The 16911-nt window shown below is 42.8% G+C and carries 16 protein-coding genes; 5 read left to right on the forward strand and 11 right to left on the reverse strand.

The genetic code is table 11. From position 1 onward, the window contains the following. The first annotated feature begins 233 nt into the window (after positions 1-233). Both IE103_RS14580 and IE103_RS14585 read left to right on the forward strand, forming a co-directional pair. The gene (locus IE103_RS14580) at positions 234-1655 is read left to right on the forward strand and encodes a histidine kinase (protein WP_189346867.1); all 1422 of its coding nucleotides are present in this window, start codon (positions 234-236) and stop codon (positions 1653-1655) included. A gap of 41 nt (positions 1656-1696) precedes the next feature. Next, entirely contained in the window at positions 1697-2509 is an 813-nt protein-coding gene (locus tag IE103_RS14585) for a LytR/AlgR family response regulator transcription factor (protein ID WP_229827303.1), read from the forward strand. Between the two features lie 161 nt (positions 2510-2670). On the opposite strand, the gene IE103_RS14590 is transcribed toward IE103_RS14585, so the two are convergent. From IE103_RS14590 to IE103_RS14620, 7 genes are all read right to left on the reverse strand, one after another. Continuing rightward, positions 2671-3612: a phytanoyl-CoA dioxygenase family protein gene (locus IE103_RS14590; protein ID WP_189346868.1), complete on the reverse strand. Its 942-nt coding sequence runs from the start codon at positions 3610-3612 to the stop codon at positions 2671-2673. A 179-nt stretch (positions 3613-3791) separates the two neighbouring features. After that, complete coding sequence (locus IE103_RS14595) at positions 3792-4481, reverse strand: YceH family protein (protein WP_189346869.1); 690 nt, start codon at positions 4479-4481, stop codon at positions 3792-3794. A gap of 215 nt (positions 4482-4696) precedes the next feature. Next, entirely contained in the window at positions 4697-5971 is a 1275-nt protein-coding gene (locus IE103_RS14600) for a hypothetical protein (RefSeq protein WP_189346870.1), read from the reverse strand. A 143-nt stretch (positions 5972-6114) separates the two neighbouring features. Beyond that, positions 6115-7191, reverse strand: a complete 1077-nt coding sequence (locus IE103_RS14605) for a hypothetical protein (protein ID WP_229827304.1) — start codon at positions 7189-7191, stop codon at positions 6115-6117. Between the two features lie 573 nt (positions 7192-7764). Further along, positions 7765-8916: a nuclear transport factor 2 family protein gene (locus tag IE103_RS14610; protein WP_189346871.1), complete on the reverse strand. Its 1152-nt coding sequence runs from the start codon at positions 8914-8916 to the stop codon at positions 7765-7767. Between the two features lie 86 nt (positions 8917-9002). Then, a complete protein-coding gene (locus IE103_RS14615; protein ID WP_189346872.1) occupies positions 9003-10061 on the reverse strand; it encodes an AraC family transcriptional regulator in 1059 nt (352 codons plus the stop codon). Between the two features lie 131 nt (positions 10062-10192). Beyond that, positions 10193-10744 (reverse strand): glycosyl-4,4'-diaponeurosporenoate acyltransferase CrtO family protein, encoded by a 552-nt coding sequence (locus IE103_RS14620; protein ID WP_189346873.1) that lies wholly within the window; start codon positions 10742-10744, stop codon positions 10193-10195. Positions 10745-11107: 363 nt separating this feature from the next. Between IE103_RS14620 and IE103_RS14625 the strand changes: the two genes are divergently transcribed. From IE103_RS14625 to IE103_RS14635, 3 genes are all read left to right on the forward strand, one after another. Further along, complete coding sequence (locus tag IE103_RS14625) at positions 11108-11647, forward strand: PH domain-containing protein (RefSeq protein ID WP_189346874.1); 540 nt, start codon at positions 11108-11110, stop codon at positions 11645-11647. 112 nt (positions 11648-11759) lie between these two features. After that, a complete protein-coding gene (locus IE103_RS14630; RefSeq protein ID WP_189346875.1) occupies positions 11760-12392 on the forward strand; it encodes a methyltransferase domain-containing protein in 633 nt (210 codons plus the stop codon). Between the two features lie 69 nt (positions 12393-12461). Beyond that, a complete protein-coding gene (locus IE103_RS14635; RefSeq protein ID WP_229827305.1) occupies positions 12462-13211 on the forward strand; it encodes an FkbM family methyltransferase in 750 nt (249 codons plus the stop codon). 82 nt (positions 13212-13293) lie between these two features. Here IE103_RS14635 and IE103_RS14640 read toward each other — a convergent pair whose 3' ends face one another. The 4 genes from IE103_RS14640 to IE103_RS14655 all read right to left on the reverse strand — a co-directional run bounded on the left by IE103_RS14640 (position 13294) and on the right by IE103_RS14655 (position 16790). Beyond that, a complete protein-coding gene (locus tag IE103_RS14640; protein ID WP_189346877.1) occupies positions 13294-13680 on the reverse strand; it encodes a potassium channel family protein in 387 nt (128 codons plus the stop codon). A gap of 111 nt (positions 13681-13791) precedes the next feature. Then, positions 13792-14451 (reverse strand): DUF3667 domain-containing protein, encoded by a 660-nt coding sequence (locus IE103_RS14645; protein ID WP_229827306.1) that lies wholly within the window; start codon positions 14449-14451, stop codon positions 13792-13794. A 156-nt stretch (positions 14452-14607) separates the two neighbouring features. Then, complete coding sequence (locus IE103_RS14650; protein ID WP_189346879.1) at positions 14608-15345, reverse strand: hypothetical protein; 738 nt, start codon at positions 15343-15345, stop codon at positions 14608-14610. A 341-nt stretch (positions 15346-15686) separates the two neighbouring features. Next, positions 15687-16790 (reverse strand): alpha/beta fold hydrolase, encoded by a 1104-nt coding sequence (locus tag IE103_RS14655; protein ID WP_229827307.1) that lies wholly within the window; start codon positions 16788-16790, stop codon positions 15687-15689. Between the last annotated feature and the right edge of the window lie 121 nt (positions 16791-16911).

Consider the following 16911-nt stretch of genomic DNA (forward strand, 5'->3'; position numbering starts at 1 on the left):
TCGGGGTTTATTAAACTACGCAGCAATTCAGTTGCCTAGTGTAGGTGACTAACTAAAAGAAATACAAATAATCAACAATGCCAATGGTAAAAATACTTTCCAATAATTAGTTTATGTGCGAGACTTATCGGCCAATTCACAGTCTGTAATCCCATCCTTGTTGAATCAATTTTGAATCAATTATCGTCAGAAATTCTCAATCTCATCATTAATTCTATTCCCCCCAAAGTTGCATGCCTAATGACTCACAATTGATCGCTATTGAACACGTTAGCATTGGTATGTTCGTCGAGCTCGATTTGAGTCGACTTGAGCACAGCTTTTCGACGAACGCGTTCAAGATCAGCACTCAGCAGCAGCTTAATCAATTACGCGCCTTGAGACTAAAGCAAGTCCGCTACATTCCATCTAAGTCAGACATCGTGCAACTCAACGTGGCAGTCTCAATGGATAGCATTACCAAAACTAAACCTGAACATTTTGAAAAAAATACCGCGCATGACTCTTCGTGGCGATATGTACTCAGTACGGCATTTGACGATCTTTGGAACATCGGTGCGCAACGCCGTCTACCGTGGTGTGCCCATTGGCCTCTGATCGCTCTTACTGGTGCTTGTGTGGGTATGGCAATCGTCCTTTTTGCGGCGTTGTTTAGCGGTAATCTGCTGCGTATAGAGCGGTGGCTATCGAATTTAGGTTGGGCGATGCTAACTGGTATCACGATCATGTTGCTCTTGCAAGGCAGTTTTATTGTTTTGAGTGGGGTCATCTCGGCGGAGCGACTCTTGCAATGGCGTGAAGGGGTAGGGCGCTCGCGTTGGTTGGCGTATATTGGCGTGCCGGCAATCTGCAGCGTGCTGGGGCTAATTACTCAGGATGTCCTGATGCGTTCGGTCGATACGGGTAGTATTGTGCAACCTCGATTACCGAGTTACGGGGCGCTGATTACCTTCCTTGCTGGCGGTATTCTGCTAGCAGGACTGAGTTGGTGGCGACTGCGCGCTCAGTTGCGAGCGCATAAAGTTCAACAGCAAATGACCGAGGCGCAGCTACGTCTTTTGCAAGCTCAGATCGAGCCCCACTTTCTTTTCAATACCCTCGCTAATGTTCAGGGCTTGATTGATTATGAACCTGCGCTGGCCAAGCGCATGCTTGATGCCTTTACTGATTACTTGCGGGCGAGCCTGCTACAGATGCGCGAGCAAAACGTGAGTTTGGGTCAGGAGTTGGATCTAGTGCAAAGTTATCTGACCGTAATGCAATGTCGAATGGGGGATCGTTTACGTTGGCAACTGGACTTGTCAGTTGAGCTAAGAGACGCACAAATTCCACCGCTACTCTTACAACCCTTGATTGAAAACGCAATCCACCATGGATTAGAACCCAAGGTGGCAGGTGGCCAGCTTGTTTTACGTGCACGCATTGAAGACCATACGCTTTGCATCGAAATCGAAGACGATGGCATCGGCCTGATTGCTGCGCAGGAACGACCCCGTCGAGGTAACGGTGTAGCGCTGAGGAATATCCGCGAGCGGTTGCAGGCTGCGTATGGTGCGCAGGCTAGTTTGCTATTGATGATGGGAGCAAATCAAGTAGGCACTCGCGTGTACTTACGTTTGCCTCTTACATATCCTCCATTGATACCTACTATTTAACGAATATTTAAATTGAGCTGACATCGATGAATATGAATTCCATGCAACGCCCCCGAGCCTTGCTTGCTGACGACGAACCTCATTTGCTACGTGTATTGCAAGATCGTCTTCTTGAACTTTGGCCAGAGTTGGAGATTGTTGCGACGGTACAGCATGGTCTCGCCGCTGCTGAGCAAATCGGACTGCTACAGCCAGATATTGCGTTTTTAGATATCCAGATGCCTGGCCTGACAGGTCTAGAAGTCGCTCAAGGAATTGAAGGAGCGACCCGCGTAGTGTTTGTAACAGCTTACGATGAACATGCGTTGAGTGCCTTTGAACACGAGGCCGTTGACTATGTGCTTAAGCCTCTAAAAATCGAGCGTCTTCAATTGACGGTGGATCGCTTGCGTCGAACCTTAGCAAACCATTCTGCAGTTGCTGTCAATGCGAGTGATGGGAATGCTGCATCGATCGTTCCTTTGTCCGACGCGACGCAACTAGCAAAAGTGCTAGCGCAATTGATGCCGCGTATCGCCAGTCCTCAACCGACGCTGCGTCACCTGCGTGCCAGCCGCGGTAGTATTACCTACGTCATTCCCGTGGAGGACATTCTTTTCTTACAGTCCGATGAAAAATATACCCTTGTTCGCACGGTGGAACATGAGTATCTAATTCGCAGTTCTATTATGGAGTTAGCCAGCCAGCTTGACCCGCAGTGCTTCTGGCAAGTGCATCGTGGCATCATTATTAATGTGGATCACCTGTTGTCTACGCGACGCGATGACAATGCTCGGCTCTACTTGCAAATGCGTGGACATGATGGCGAACTTCCTGTGAGTCGCGCTTATATGCACATGTTTAAGGCTATGTAAGTCTAGTCAGCTTAGTTATCTTAGTTAGCCAAATTTTTATAACTTGAAAATTCTAATAAGTGACGTTGCAATCGGCAGCGTATCTTGCCTTTAAAGTTGAGAGCTACTTATAAGGAGGAATCGTGTCCTAGATTGAACGCTGTTCAATCTTGATTGAGCCTTCAAATCCAAATCGGATGTTCTTCGTCATCGTTCGGTATATAGCTCAGATATTGCACCATTCGTGGTGTTCTGCCGTGATTGGGAGTCGCGCAGTGTGGTAATGCTTGATGCCAAATGATGAAATCCCCAGCTTTGCCGGTGATGGGCTTACTGATTAGCGTTTGCTCGGCGATACGACGAGGATTTTCATCTGGGCCTAATCCGTTCAACCAGCTTGGTATTTGCTGGTGAAAGCCTGGCACACAATGAAATGCACCGTCGTTCTCATTACAATCGCTTAAATATAATAAGCCTTGAAATCGATTTGGGATAGGCTGCGCGAGGCTAACATCCCAATGCAAACCATTTCCACGAAACGAATAGTGCGTTGTTTCTGGTGGATTAAAACTGACGTGATCGATCGTTTTGTAAATTGCCTTACTACCATATAGTTGTTCGTACGCCGCACGAATTCGCGTTGATGTTCGATTGGTATTGAGACGAGGGTGGTTATACAGCGGGAGCATTAATCCCTGTCTCTGTGATTGCGAGCGATACCATGTGCTTGGGTCGTTTAAATCAGCTTGTAAGAAATCAAGAATTGCTTGTCGGCTTTCTGCGCAGGCTTGGGCGTCAATGACCTGCGGCAAAACGAGATAAGCATTTTCTTCCCAAAACGCGATTTGCTCAGCACTTAATTGATAGTCAGATTCGTTTTGTATCGCATCATCAGTTTGATCGAGAATTACATATTCCGAATTCGATCGCACTAGCCAAGTGCGAAATTCTTCCAGACTAGGACGCTCTTCCAAAACAAATTTCAAAGCAATTGGGTGTGGAATATGACAAGCATATAAAGCTTGCACCATCCGTCGCCATGAGTAATTGGTGCGCGGGTCAGAATGATAAGCAGGATCGCAATGACGTTCCCAAAAATTCTTAAGAATAGGCCAGTCTTGCATTTGCCATCTCCCGAAAAGTGCTATTTACTTTAAATTTGCTTTATCGGCATCAGATGAGTTTTCTGGTGATCACATCACTGAAATACTTGTGGCCAGTTCGGATGCATGATTATTTTATGTGCAGACACTGAGTCGTTCTATATGTGACCCAATATATTCGTTGCCAATTGAGTGCTAAGCTATTCGAATTGTTTTTTGAATTCAGCAAACTGAGCGGTAAGCTCCGATACGCTAAGACGTAATTGCGCCACTTCTTCTTCCAAATGCGCGATGCGATCTTTTTGGTTTGTTGAAGGTGTCGCAAAATTTGTCGATTGTTGTTGCTCGATCTCGGCTTCATCGCAACTGAGTAGATGGGCGTAGCGAGGTTCTTTTGTGCCAGGAGCTAATGCTAAACGGCTTACCAGCGCGGGATATTTATTCATTAAAAAATCTAAGGATTTTTCAACATCTGCAACGCTGGCGAATTCATGCAAGCGACCAACTCGATTTCGAATTTCTCCAGCGGTTTGCCATCCGCGTAGCATTAATACCGTTAACACTGCTAGTTTGTCTTGCTCAAGCATCCATTTTAAACGCATGCGATGTTCATACTTAGCAACTCTGGCACCCGCTTGATGCGTCACACCGATTAATTTTTTTATGGCGAGTCGATCAAGTGCTTCGCTCACTTGTGATTCTGTTAGTGACATCACAGGATCACGGCTGGTTAATTGATTACATGCGTTGACTAAAGCGTTTAAAGATAGTGGATAGTTATCTGGCGTGTTTGCTTCTTTCTCAGCAAGTGAGCCTAATACCCGAACTTCGATTTCATCGAGAAATGCATTGTTTGTGCTGTGATCGGAAGGAGTTGCTTCGGTTGTCATGATAATTTTTTGGAGATAGGTAATAGTGGGATTACAGCAGAGGTCGGTACAAAAAAATATGCAGAAACGTGCAGACTGGACGACCTTATTAATCAAAGATTGATTTCATTTTCCTCGCATCTAATTAGATATCGACACCAAGCATCAAACATCAAGCATCAAGCATCGAGAACAAAGATGCCTTGTCTTTTCGTTCCACAGTATTTTACTCCATCTTATTTTTTTGACGGCAGTGCTAAATTTGCTGGTGTGCGCCATAAGTCTCGGCAAACGCCGCCACCGACTTCTCCTTGTGAATCAATGCGAATATCTGCCACCCGCCAATTCTTTTTTTGATCCATGGCGGTGATGAAACTGATGCGGCAACTGCCGCTCGCTCCTTGCGTTGATAGCACTCGACCAGACGCTGCACTTACTAATGCTGATCGATTATCAAATGATGACTGGTAGTTTAAAAATCTCAGTCCACCTACTTCGCTAATCTGTGGTGAACCCATACTTGCGCCGACTTGTTCCTCAGGCCTGCCTTGCCATACTGAAAGTAAGGTTCTTTCTTCTTGGCCGACTTGTCGATCACCTCGAACTTTTCTTACGATTTCTAAAAATTCTAATTCGGCTTGATGTTGTTCTATGATGGGTTGGCCGAAGTTTTGCGCGGCCTCAACTTGCTTCTTCATTTGCTTTTCGATGGCAGCGTACTGAAGATCATAGCGGGCTTTCTCTTCTGGGCTCAGCTTTTTCACCCAAAGCCCTGAAGGGTCAGCACGTTTGCTGCCTTTCCAAAGTACATTCCAGCTTAGGTTAAGCAGATCAATGACTGTTTTTGATTCAAGTGGATGCACAGCTTCTTGCAAACCTATTTTTTGTAAGCCCGAGTTGAAGGCTTCGGCATTCCATTGACCGTTGGCAGTGGATTCTTGCAAAGTAAGGCGTACATCTTCATCTTGGCATGCAAATTTCTGGGCTTTGATCATCGCCGCATTGCTATTGAGTGCCCATTGGGTTTGCTGGATGGGGCGATTGGATAGATCAACTCTGGGTACGGTATAGCTGCGCGGCGCGATACGCATCTTGACCGGATCATTCCATCGTTGCGGATCATTCCAGCCATCGACGATGACGGATGAACTATATTGTTTGCCTTCCTGCCGCGCTTTTTTCGCTGCTTTTTCTGCTTCGCTATAGCTTAGGACACGATATTTGTTGAGACATTCAAATTGTAGTTTTAGCTCATCCCATTCTGGTGCGGTGACGGACTCGTACACAACAATAATGGGCAGTTCTTTGATACTGGTTTTAGCCATGATGTCATTACCTTTGCCCAGCATATCTTCCACTTCGGTACGATCGGTAACACGGGTAATTTGTGCGTACCATGCCTCCCTTTGACCAACTTTTCCTTGTTGGTGAAATAGTGCCCAGTTAGCATCTGCATTACTCATTAACGTCAAGAGTAATGTCATACAACCTAAAGATTTGATCGAAAGCATGGAAGATCTCCTATTGATCGCTTATACGAAAATGCGATGCGCACAATCACTTAAGCTTTGCGACTATCGTTCTGGTAATCGCATGTAATATTGATGATTTGCTTGGCTAAACTAGAGCAAACTACGCGCACAGCAACAACATACTAAAAGCAAACAAAGAAACAAATGGTTTGTGATTTATCTAGCGTGATCTCCACATTATCCCCATCGTTCTTAATTGATACTTGTTTTTGGAAGGTGGTTGGTTGTTTGATGATATAGGACCAATTGACGACTTTATCTTGCGTACCAAGATGTACGCCAGCCGCATTAAACGTATGTGTTTGCCCGACCACTTCTGGAACATTAATCTCCTTATCGTAATTAAAATTAGCAAGCAAGGTGTATTCGCCAGCGGGCAAGCGAGGAAAGGAAAATTTACCTTCATCATCGAGAATTTTTGTACTGATAAAGTGTTTGGCGATCCGTTCGGGAATCTGATCTGGAAGCTTTTTATTAGCTTTGACGTCGGCGAACCAAGCATTAAATTCATCAGTGAGCCATATGAGTGAAACCGCGGTACTGCCTTTGGGTGGATATTGTTTAGAAGCAAGCAATCCACCTTTGAAGTAGGCCCGTCCACTGATTGACGATTTTCCTACTGGACGGATTTCTGCTAGCGCTGCATCCATCGTTTGACCACCGATTTTGCGCCCAGCAACGCAATCGAGCATGGCTGTACGCGCTTTATCAAGTCCATCGTAATTTAATTCGATAAGCAATTTAGGAATTACGCTTTCGGGCATCCATATGCCTAGGTCTTTTTCGCTATCTCGCATCGATTGTAATAATGTACGAATATCGCCGGCAGCAACCATCAAGTTACTAGTACTTGAGTTCGCCTGTTTTGGCAATATCACTCCCTTTAAATTTGACTCAGGCAAGCCTTTCATTCGTAAGATTAAATCGGTTTCTTGTGCCGCATGCGTTACCGGAATTTGCGAACCAGAAAACAATAAGGTGGAATGCTTTGCGGTCGAAGTCGGTCCGAATATGGCAAAGCTATCGACATTGCGTTTGCCCGAAATAAAGCGAATACCACAATTTAATCCCGGCGTTGATTCGTTATAACGAAGATGCCAGGCACCGAGCGCAGAGCGCGTAATAATTTTTCCATCGGATTCTTGCGCATAAGCCTTAGTCCCATTAAGAATTAGCAATCCGATAGACAATATAGTCATACTCATCACGCTAAGAGTAGCGCTTCGCGACCTACATAGTAAGCATCGTTCGGAAAAAGAATAGCGTTGTTGGTCAAGCTTAAACACGAATGATAAAGCGCCAAAACGCTGGATACTTGCCATAAAAAGTTTAACATCGCGCGCGATCATGTTTTATCCAATCTAGTAGGACGTCACGATTGCATTTTGATTGCGGCCAATTGATTGTTTTATTGGTTAATCAAACAAACGTGCGAGTGAGTTGGTGTTGAGGGGAACGCTATTTTTGATTGCATTATATAAAAGTAATCGACTTGGAAATTGTATTAAATTGTACAAAATTAGGTAGTTTTTGTATCTGTGCGCAAGGTTTAGTCCATTCAATCCATCGTCTTTTTTGTATTGGTAGCAGCAGGTATCTACACAAATTGAAAACCAGATAATTCGAACGTTCCCACAAGCGGGAGAAGGGTTACGTTCATCATGATCTTGCGTTGTTGCACTTGTGTAGATACCTATCGCTGGAACGCCAGAGCTCCTTTGTTGTATTCAAACTGTGCTGTTTATGCTGTTTATGCTGTTACTTGGCGCTTTTTACTCTTTCTTTTGTTCTTGTTCTTTTTTTAGTTGCTTGATGATTTCATCAGCAACCAAGGCAGAGGATAAAAAGTTCTGTCCCGTCACCACACGGCCATCAACTTCGACATATGGACCATTCGGTTTGTCGAAGTGAAAGCTACCTTTGTGTTTCATAACCGTTTGTTTAATTAAGAAAGGGAATTGCTTAAAATATTCTGCATTCGCTTTTTCAAAGTCTTCTGGATAACCGGTAATTCTCTTGCCCTCGACTAAGTATTTTCCATCTTTTGTTTTTAGATGGACGATGCCAGCTGTGCCATGGCAAACCGATGAGATGATGCCATTATGCTGTTCGTAAATCTCCATTACTAAGCGCCCGATATCAGCGTCTTCTGCAACACCATACATCGCATTACTTCCACCGATATAGTGAACGGCGCGATAGTCTTGCGCTCGCAGTTGATTTGCTCTTTTTGTATGTTTTAAAGCGTACATAAAGTCGCTGTCATATAAATGCGCCTTATGTAGAGCATTCGAAGTATCGATATAGGCAAGTGGTATTGCACCACCTTCTGGACTTACAAAATCGACGGTGTATCCTGCTTGTTTAAATCGATCATAGGCATTCACGATTTCAGAAAAGCTCGCGCCAGCGGGCAACATGCTGCTACCGTGGTAGTGCGCACTAGAAAGAATAAACAATATACGTGCACCGTTTTGGGTGGATGATTGTTTGACTGCGGCTTTACTAATAATTTGCCATTGATTATTGATGTTTTTTAATAAAAACGTATCAATGTAGCGGCGTTGTTGATGAGGAATAATGATCTCTGCTTTGGCAGTCGCCAAATCGCCACTTACATCGATTTGCAAGATTTCGCCAATGCGTCCATTGAACTTGCCTTGATTCTCTGGCTTATACCAGTTGAGGTATTCCGCGACAGACACTTTGGCAAATGCCTGACCTTCTTTTTCTAATAAGAGATCTGCTGCGGGATTAAACGCTTTGGCGATTTGCTGTCGTCGATTATAAGAAGTTCCCTCAATGTAGTTGCGCAGAACTTCTTGAATTGCTGACACGCTATGCTGATTTTCAGTGGCGAACGGCATTGCATCGCTTGATGGATGCAGGAATAAAAAAAATACAAAAATAAAAAAATAATGCATTGTTGCTCCTTGATTGATTGCGGAAAAAACAGGAGCAAGAATAAGTTTCTAATTGGGGTAGATCTAGCGCGAATTACAATTTCGAATTACGGATTTATAATTTCGGAATGTTGTAATCCTTGCAGAGCCTTATATTTCGCGGGTGTTAGCTGAGTATACTTTTTGAAGGCAGCATAGAAAGTCGATAGCGAATTAAAGCCTGAGCTGTTTGCCAGATCTTCCATTTTCATTGATGAATCACTGCCGAGTAAGTTCTTCGCATGCTCAATTCGATAAAAATTAATAAAATCATTGAACGATTTATGTAGGTTGTCATTTAATAGTTGGGACAACTTTGGGGTTGACCAACCTAAACTTTTCGCTAATTTGGGTAGCGCTAGATTCGCATCCAAAAAGACCTTTTGTGTGAGAACAAATTGTTCTAGCTCGTCGATCAATGCCTGTGCATCTTTATCTGCGATTTTCTTATTCGCGTATGGACTTGGGGTTTTATTTCTTTGCTGTTGTATATGCAAGAATATCGTCATAACCCCGATACCCATTAAAAAAGTGAAGGTCAGTGCGCCTGAGATATATGAGGTGTATGCAGCAAAAAAATATGCAGCCCAAACGAGCGCACTGCCAATGACGATACTTAAAACGATGTAAAGGTCGACATCTTGACGCCAATCGTTTGCTTTAATCGACGAGAGTTTTGGCCAAAGAATATAGATGGATGCAACTGTATAAATCAACCAGACAGCATTAATTAATTTGTAAAATATACCGCCCCACAGTTGTGTGTACAAATGGTAAGGGAAGACAATCCCGATCACAATAATTAATACGCTGGGAATAATCAGATGAAGGCGGTACAGCGAAGACGTTTGAAATCTGCCGAGAAAATGTAAGCAATAACAATACAGTAGCGGACCAATTAAAAAACAGGCGGATAAGCCCACTTGCAAAATTTGCTTACCGATAGCCGGATTAAAATGAAATAGCACCGATTTCAGTACGCGAATGCTCAGCATTAAGACCAGCAACGCTAGAAATCGATTACTCCATCTTCCAGGTTGGCGAAAGAAAAAATAAGCAGCGAGTAGTAATCCATGGCTGCCGCCAAAGCCGCTAATGAGAAGTAAAAGTTGATCTGAAATTGGCATTGCGATGTCAGAGTGTCGCTAGGCGATGTGGCGATAAAGCGCAAAATTATAATGTAATGCGCGTTATTTTAAACGCCTAATTTTTTAACAATCGGCCACAGCGCAGTTCTAATTGAGTTAAGTTGAGCAAGTCAGTTGCAAGCAACCGATGTTCTCTTACTTAACTGAATCGCTCTTTCTATACGAGGGCGATTGTAGCGTTGCAAGATAACTGGATAGAAGTTCAATAGGATATTTAAGACTAATAACCAAACAGATTTGAACACGCCAAATCGTAAGGCAACATAGATATTGAAAGCCAATACAATCAAGAAGATGAGTAAGTGACCTAGTTCAGATTTTTTTGTTTGATGATGTAAGTTAATCAGTGCCTGCGTATTTTTCTCTATCGGATTAGATTTTCGAATGAGCTTTTCCCAACCAACCAAGACTAATATTTTTCTGAAAACATCAACACCGAAATAGGTGTAAATTTTTCCTCGGCGCTCCCATGATTTCTGATTGAAGTATGGCGACTGTAATGTACTCTTTTGAACTTCAATAAAAACAGAAACCCACATCATCAATAGAAAATTCAGTGCCCAAGAAAAAGTGAAGCTCTCCATTTTCATAAAATAGACTAGGGCATAAACCGACGCGATGCTGGCAAGGAAAATTAAAAACAAGCTGATATTTCTTTTCATGATTGAACCCTTTAATTGCCCAAATATCGTGCTTCATCTTTGGTTTAGCTTGGTATTTACTGGGATAAAGTCACCGAAGAAGATACCTTTGGCAGTCTTAGATCACTGATTCTGCGACGATAATTCATCAATTGGTATCGGAGTGTGAAGTATTTTAGTTAGTTGGTCAAAATTAGTTTTTGACATTGAACTTTACTGAGAGGTTTTGCCCACAACATCACTAATGTGAGGAAATGATATGAGGAATCGGATCTGGGGGAGCAGCAGAGCACGATACAAGAACGCAAATGCGTGTTAGCGAATCAATCAACTTTGTGGCAGACTACGCGCTTGGTGTAACAATCACAAAGAGATAAAGATACGATGTTAGCTAATCAGACGATTGAAAAATCAGATACAAAAGATTGTCCAGTTTGCGGCGAGACCATCAAAGCAGTCGCGATTAAGTGTCGCTTCTGTAATACCGATTTACAAGCCTACGCTGCACAAGTAGAGCATGAGTCCGAACGCGTTTTATTTGAAGGTCATCCGGCGACTATTTATAGCGTTTGGCAATGGTTTGTTGTGGTACCGACGCTCGGTATTGGCTACCTCTATTATTGGTTCAAAGCGCGCGGCTTACGCTATGAAATTACCACCCAAAGAGTAAAGTTGGAACGCGGTATATTTTCTAAAGTAAAAGACAACGTTGAGCTTTTTACGATAGAACATTTCGATTTAAATTCACCATTTGGCATGCGTTTGATGGGTTACTGCATATTGCAACTTAGGTCGTCAGATACTAGCTATTCCGAGTTGCATTTGTATGGTATCAAAAATTTAGAAACACTTGCCGATACCTTACGCGATTGTTCCATGCGTGAACGGACTAGACGACGTGTAACAGCGATCATTCATCCTTAGCTATAAATCGCCTACATCAAAGAGTTGAGTTTTTTGCTCCTAAAGTATAACTTTCTTAGTTGACTAATCTAGATTTTCCCTTCACTTATTAAAGTTTAAAAAGGAAAGAGTAATGACGGGCACTAGCAAAGCACTTATGCGGCGGGTTCATGATCAACGGTTTGCAACACGATATTTTGTCGGTAGTGGTATTGATATTGGTTGCGGCTCCGATCCGATTGCGCAGTACCATGAACAGTTTCCTCTGATTACGAGTGTCAAGAGTTGGGATTTGCCGGATGGTGATGCACAGTACCTTGCTACTATTCCAGATGCAAGTTTAGATTTTGCGCATTCTAGCCATAGCTTGGAACATATGGTCGATCCCCGTATAGCGTTAATCAATTGGTTGCGTGTGTTGAGGCCAGGCGGTCATTTAATTGTGATGATTCCTGATGAAGATCTTTATGAGCAGGGACAATTTCCTTCGACATATAACGATGATCACAAGTGGACTTTTACGATTCATAAATCGACTTCGTGGTCATCTCGGTCAATTAACTTAATGCAATTGTTGTCGGAGTTTTCATTGCAAGCTCAGACGCTCAAATTAGAGTTGCTAGATGCAACCTATCGCTATCAATTAAATCGCTTTGATCAAACACTGACGCCTGTGGCAGAATGCGGTATCGAGTTTGTGATGCGAAAACTGACGTCAGAAGAGCTGAAAAAACGTGGACGCTACTCTTCAATTGAACATTTTTAAAGTCAAATAATGCCTATTGCTAATTTACGCCCAATTGCTTTCGTAATCGCAGCCACGAATCACGGAAGTATGTTAGTTAACCGCCACGATTATCGCTTAATAGAGGGGGGCGGATATGGTGTGGGATATCAGCTATTAAACAATTCTGCTTTTGATCCAAGCGAAGTCGATTTTGTGTTGCAACTTCTCAATACCCGTAAGGAATTTGGCGGTCCAGGCGTTGTTGCGATCGATTGTGGTGCGAACATCGGGGTTCACACTATAGAGTGGGCCAAGCATATGCATGGCTGGGGAGAAGTTATTAGTGTAGAGGCGCAAGAAAGAATTTTTTATGCACTTGCAGGCAATATCGCGATGAACAATTGTTTCAATGCACGTGCGATGTGGGCTGCGGTGGGCGCTAATAGTGGAACTATACAAGTACCTGCAGCGAATCACTTCGTGCCATCCAGTTTTGGAAGTTTAGAAATTCGAAAAACTGAACGCACTGAATTTATTGGACAGACGATCGATTATTCAGCACAGAAAACGATAGAAACCAGATTGTTCGCAATCGACGATTTAGCATTGCCGAGAATCGACTTCATTAAAATTGATATCGAAGGTATGGAAATGGAGGCGCTACAAGGTGCAACTGAATCCATCACTCGTTGCAAACCGCAAATGATGATAGAAAAGATTAAATCTAATGAGAAACAATTGACTGAGTTTTTGAAGGCGAAAGGTTATGTGATTTTTGGTTTGGGAATTAATTTGTTAGCGATTCATGAGTCCGATCCAACTTCGAAAAATGTTCGAGTGAATGTAGCATCGAAATAAGGAATAAATTGAATGAATTAATTCGCTGCTACAAGACTGAAAATAAGTCCGCTTGTCCAAATATCTAGCTTAGGTAAATCAATCAGAAATCCCGAGGTGGTGGATCAAGCGGAATGCCTAATTTGTCTGCAATTTTTTGCAGACTTTTTTCTTGCCACTCCTGTTCGTCATGTGTGAACGCGCTCTTGTCGACGAGAATATTTGTGATGATGCTGGCGATGATCATGGGGATAATGCAAAAAATCCAGAAATGCGCAAAGACGATTGCCATCAGGCGACCTTCGATCGTCATGGGTGATAGATCTCCATAGCCAATCGTTAAAGAGGTGACACATGCCCACCATAGACCATCAACAAATGTTTTGCTTTCCAAATGCGAGAATAGAAACGCGGCTCCCAAAATACTGAGCACATACAGAATCAAGATAACTTGAATACGATTCGCGACGTATAACAATAATTTTCTCACTATCAAACTCCTCTTATCGCACGGCAAATCGTCGTGCACTCTCTGTTAATAGAACTTAGTCTGGCATGTTTGCACATGACTTAACTGTTGCAGCTGGCGTGCTTAATTGAATTAATGCAGATACTTAATAAACGCATCGTAACCCAGACCCAATAGCCACGCACACATAGAAAACGTTGAGAATCCTAAAATATAAGCGACCCCTGCCTTGACGTAGCTGAGCTTACTTTTTTGATCGAAGAATTGGCCGATGGCCCATGCCAAGTAGACAAAAATAATTACGCCGAATAGGGTGTTTAGATTAAAGCCTGTCAATCCATAGATGAGAACTGGAACCGCGATGAACAGCATTCCTACACCCATCACGAAGCAAAGTAGGATCAAAATCTCAAAGAAATTCACGTCATGTTTTCTGAAGAAAATTCTGAGCCAACAGGCGATAAAAAATCCCATGATAATGTTGGCGTAGCCATAGTGCGAATGAATCCAGTTCGAAATAGCCAGTTCGGTTGAACTGATATTTGTGCCGATATTGCTTGAGACTTTTTCTACATGAAACAGGTGCGCTATCAGTGTATAAATTAAAGAGGTAACGATAATGAAAATAATTGGCTTCACAAGCCGTGAGCGATTTTCAGTTACATATTCTTTTACCGACGCACCCGGACGCAGTAGTAGCTCTCTCATCGTAAAGAGAAACCCTTTTTCGAAATGCAAAACGTGCTCAATCTCGTGCACAATAAAATGTCCGTCGATGCGCTTGAGTTTCACTGCCTGCCCACAATGAGAACAAAAATTTCCGTGAATCTTGTGCGTGCAATTTTTACAGTTCATAGATGAATAGGGTAAAAAAATGGTGAGGTAGCTTGGTGTATAGAAAAATCTGAAAACGCGACCGACGAGTGGAGCAATTCAAATCTTCAACGATTAGCAGCCTAGGCGCTGGATGCTAGCGACTAATTTTGCGTGTTCATTCTTTCCTGCTTTGGAGGATAAATACAACTCGGTACGTTCGCCGTTATAGAAGGTATTGCGTAAGACGAAATCGAGTTTGCCGTCTCTATCTAGGTCGCCGCTCCAGATCACATTAATTGATTCTGTCTCAATATCGCTTGGCTCTTCGTTTGGCTCGATGATTTCAGTGATGAATTGTTTGAGCTTGGCATTGCTCAAATAAATTTTGCATTTGAGCGGCTCGGTTTTTGATTTAGATTTGGCGCCTTGATGTTCGACTCGTAATTGTTCACTGCCCAATTGATAGATCTCCGCGCTTTCTGCTTTTACCGCTTTTTGAACTACACCATCTTGCAGCCAGCTCGCTTTAATGAACAATAGCGGAGTCGTTTTCCCCTCGCTAACCAATTTACCCGTGTAACTCGCTTTGTTTGACTTTTCGTCAGCGATTGCGTCATAGACTTTACTCACTTTCGGCATACTCTTTCTGAGCACGCTTTGCATGCCTTGTTCTTCTAAGGCAAACCAATTCCGAGCGATCCCATACGACAGCGGAATTTCGCCCCCGTGGTATTGAGCAACTTCCATAATCTCGACACCACTTATTTGCTTAGACAAAGCATCGGCCTGTCCATGCGTCGTATTGCTGATGCTGCTTATGCTAGCGATGATACTTAGTACTAGGATCTTGCGAGTAAATTGAATTTGCATCTTCGATACCATGTGTGGTGTTTAATGCTAGGCGTAGAGAATTTACTCAATTGTAACCAAGTTGTCGGCATGTTCAAATTGATTTTGCGTGGAATTGTTGTCGGTCACAACGGTACTATCTGTGTCGGCTCTGGATTGGGAAATGCAGTTACAGTCAATTTCACACAGATTGCTCTGGACTGTAATCGAATTTGTGAGGCAGAAGTGCATTGTGCAGCATCTCTCACTGAAGAAAAATACTGCACAGTTGATGAATGTTTGTAGTTGATTGATGCGAGCCTACGATCATCATTTTTATTCGATCAGACTAGGCTATTTGATCGTTAAGTTTATTATGTTTGTTAATTGCGTTTCATTTGCATCGTATCCAATACTTCGATGATTTTTTGTTGAAACTCAGCAGATTCATCTTTGTGAATTTGATGGCCAGAGTTAGAGAACATAAATAAGCCTTTTTTCGGAGCTACAACATTTTCAAAATAATTGACCGTGATTGGTGTCGATGTTTGGATATCATTTTTCCCCACCATAAAATAAATAGGGCAGTTGACGGTCTTTAGCGTTTTTGGAAGGTCGATAGCCATCACCTCATTCCAGGCGGGTGACCATGTTTTTGACCACTGCATAAAACCGTTTTTGAACTCCGCACTTGTAGCGAAGGATTTTCCTTCTTTGAAGAACAGCCATTTTCTTAAATAGAATAAGTCTTCATCGACTTTAAAGGGAATATTAACCTGAGCCAGTTCTTGACTAGCCGTTGCGTTTTCTTTTAAAGACTCTTTTAGGATCTCAAGTAATTGCTTCTCGCTTTCTAATTGGCTCACGACCGGATTCGCTGCAAAGTAGGCATGTAATAGTTCGGGGTGATTTCTGACTATATAAAAACCGAGTACATTTCCCCAAGAGCTACCTAGAAGATAAACTTTTTCTTGATGTAATTCCTTTTGTAGAAAGCGTATTACTTCATAGGTATCTTTTCCCATCAAACTCGCAGATGGCGTGATCGGTGATGGATTCAATTGTAAAGTTTTGCCCGCATCTCTTTGATCCCATTGCACGATGGTGAATCTATCCTTTAGGGCGTTGGTAAATGCCTTGGCGTTTGGCATCATGGAACTACCAGGGCCACCGGATAAAAAAAGTAATATAGGACGCTTGGCGTCATCGGTTTTGATTTCAATTGCTTGTTGAATGCCACCGATGTTGGGTGTGTAAATTTGATCGATCTTTACTGGCGCTGCATCAGATTGATTATCTGTATGTTTTGATGCTTGATTGGAATTTAGTGATATTGCTGCGCCAGTAGAAGGCGATGAGGAAGAAAGATTTTTCAACTCAGTTGCATTCGCTACCGTCATCCCACATGAGATTGCGACCAATGCTGCAGTCAATGTTGCAATCTGTGCTGAACGAAAAATGTTTTGTGTTTTTGTCGCGAGTTTCATTTGATCTTCTCCTGTTTGTTGATGTTTGTACTGTATAGAACAGAGAGGTCGTAAATGAGGAAAAAGCGATGAACCGCGATATTCTGGGAATAGAATGAAAAACTTCAAATTATTTTCAGAA

Source organism: Affinundibacterium macrobrachii (assembly GCF_014652415.1).
Classification (GTDB): Bacteria; Pseudomonadota; Gammaproteobacteria; order Burkholderiales; family Burkholderiaceae_D; genus Undibacterium; species Undibacterium macrobrachii.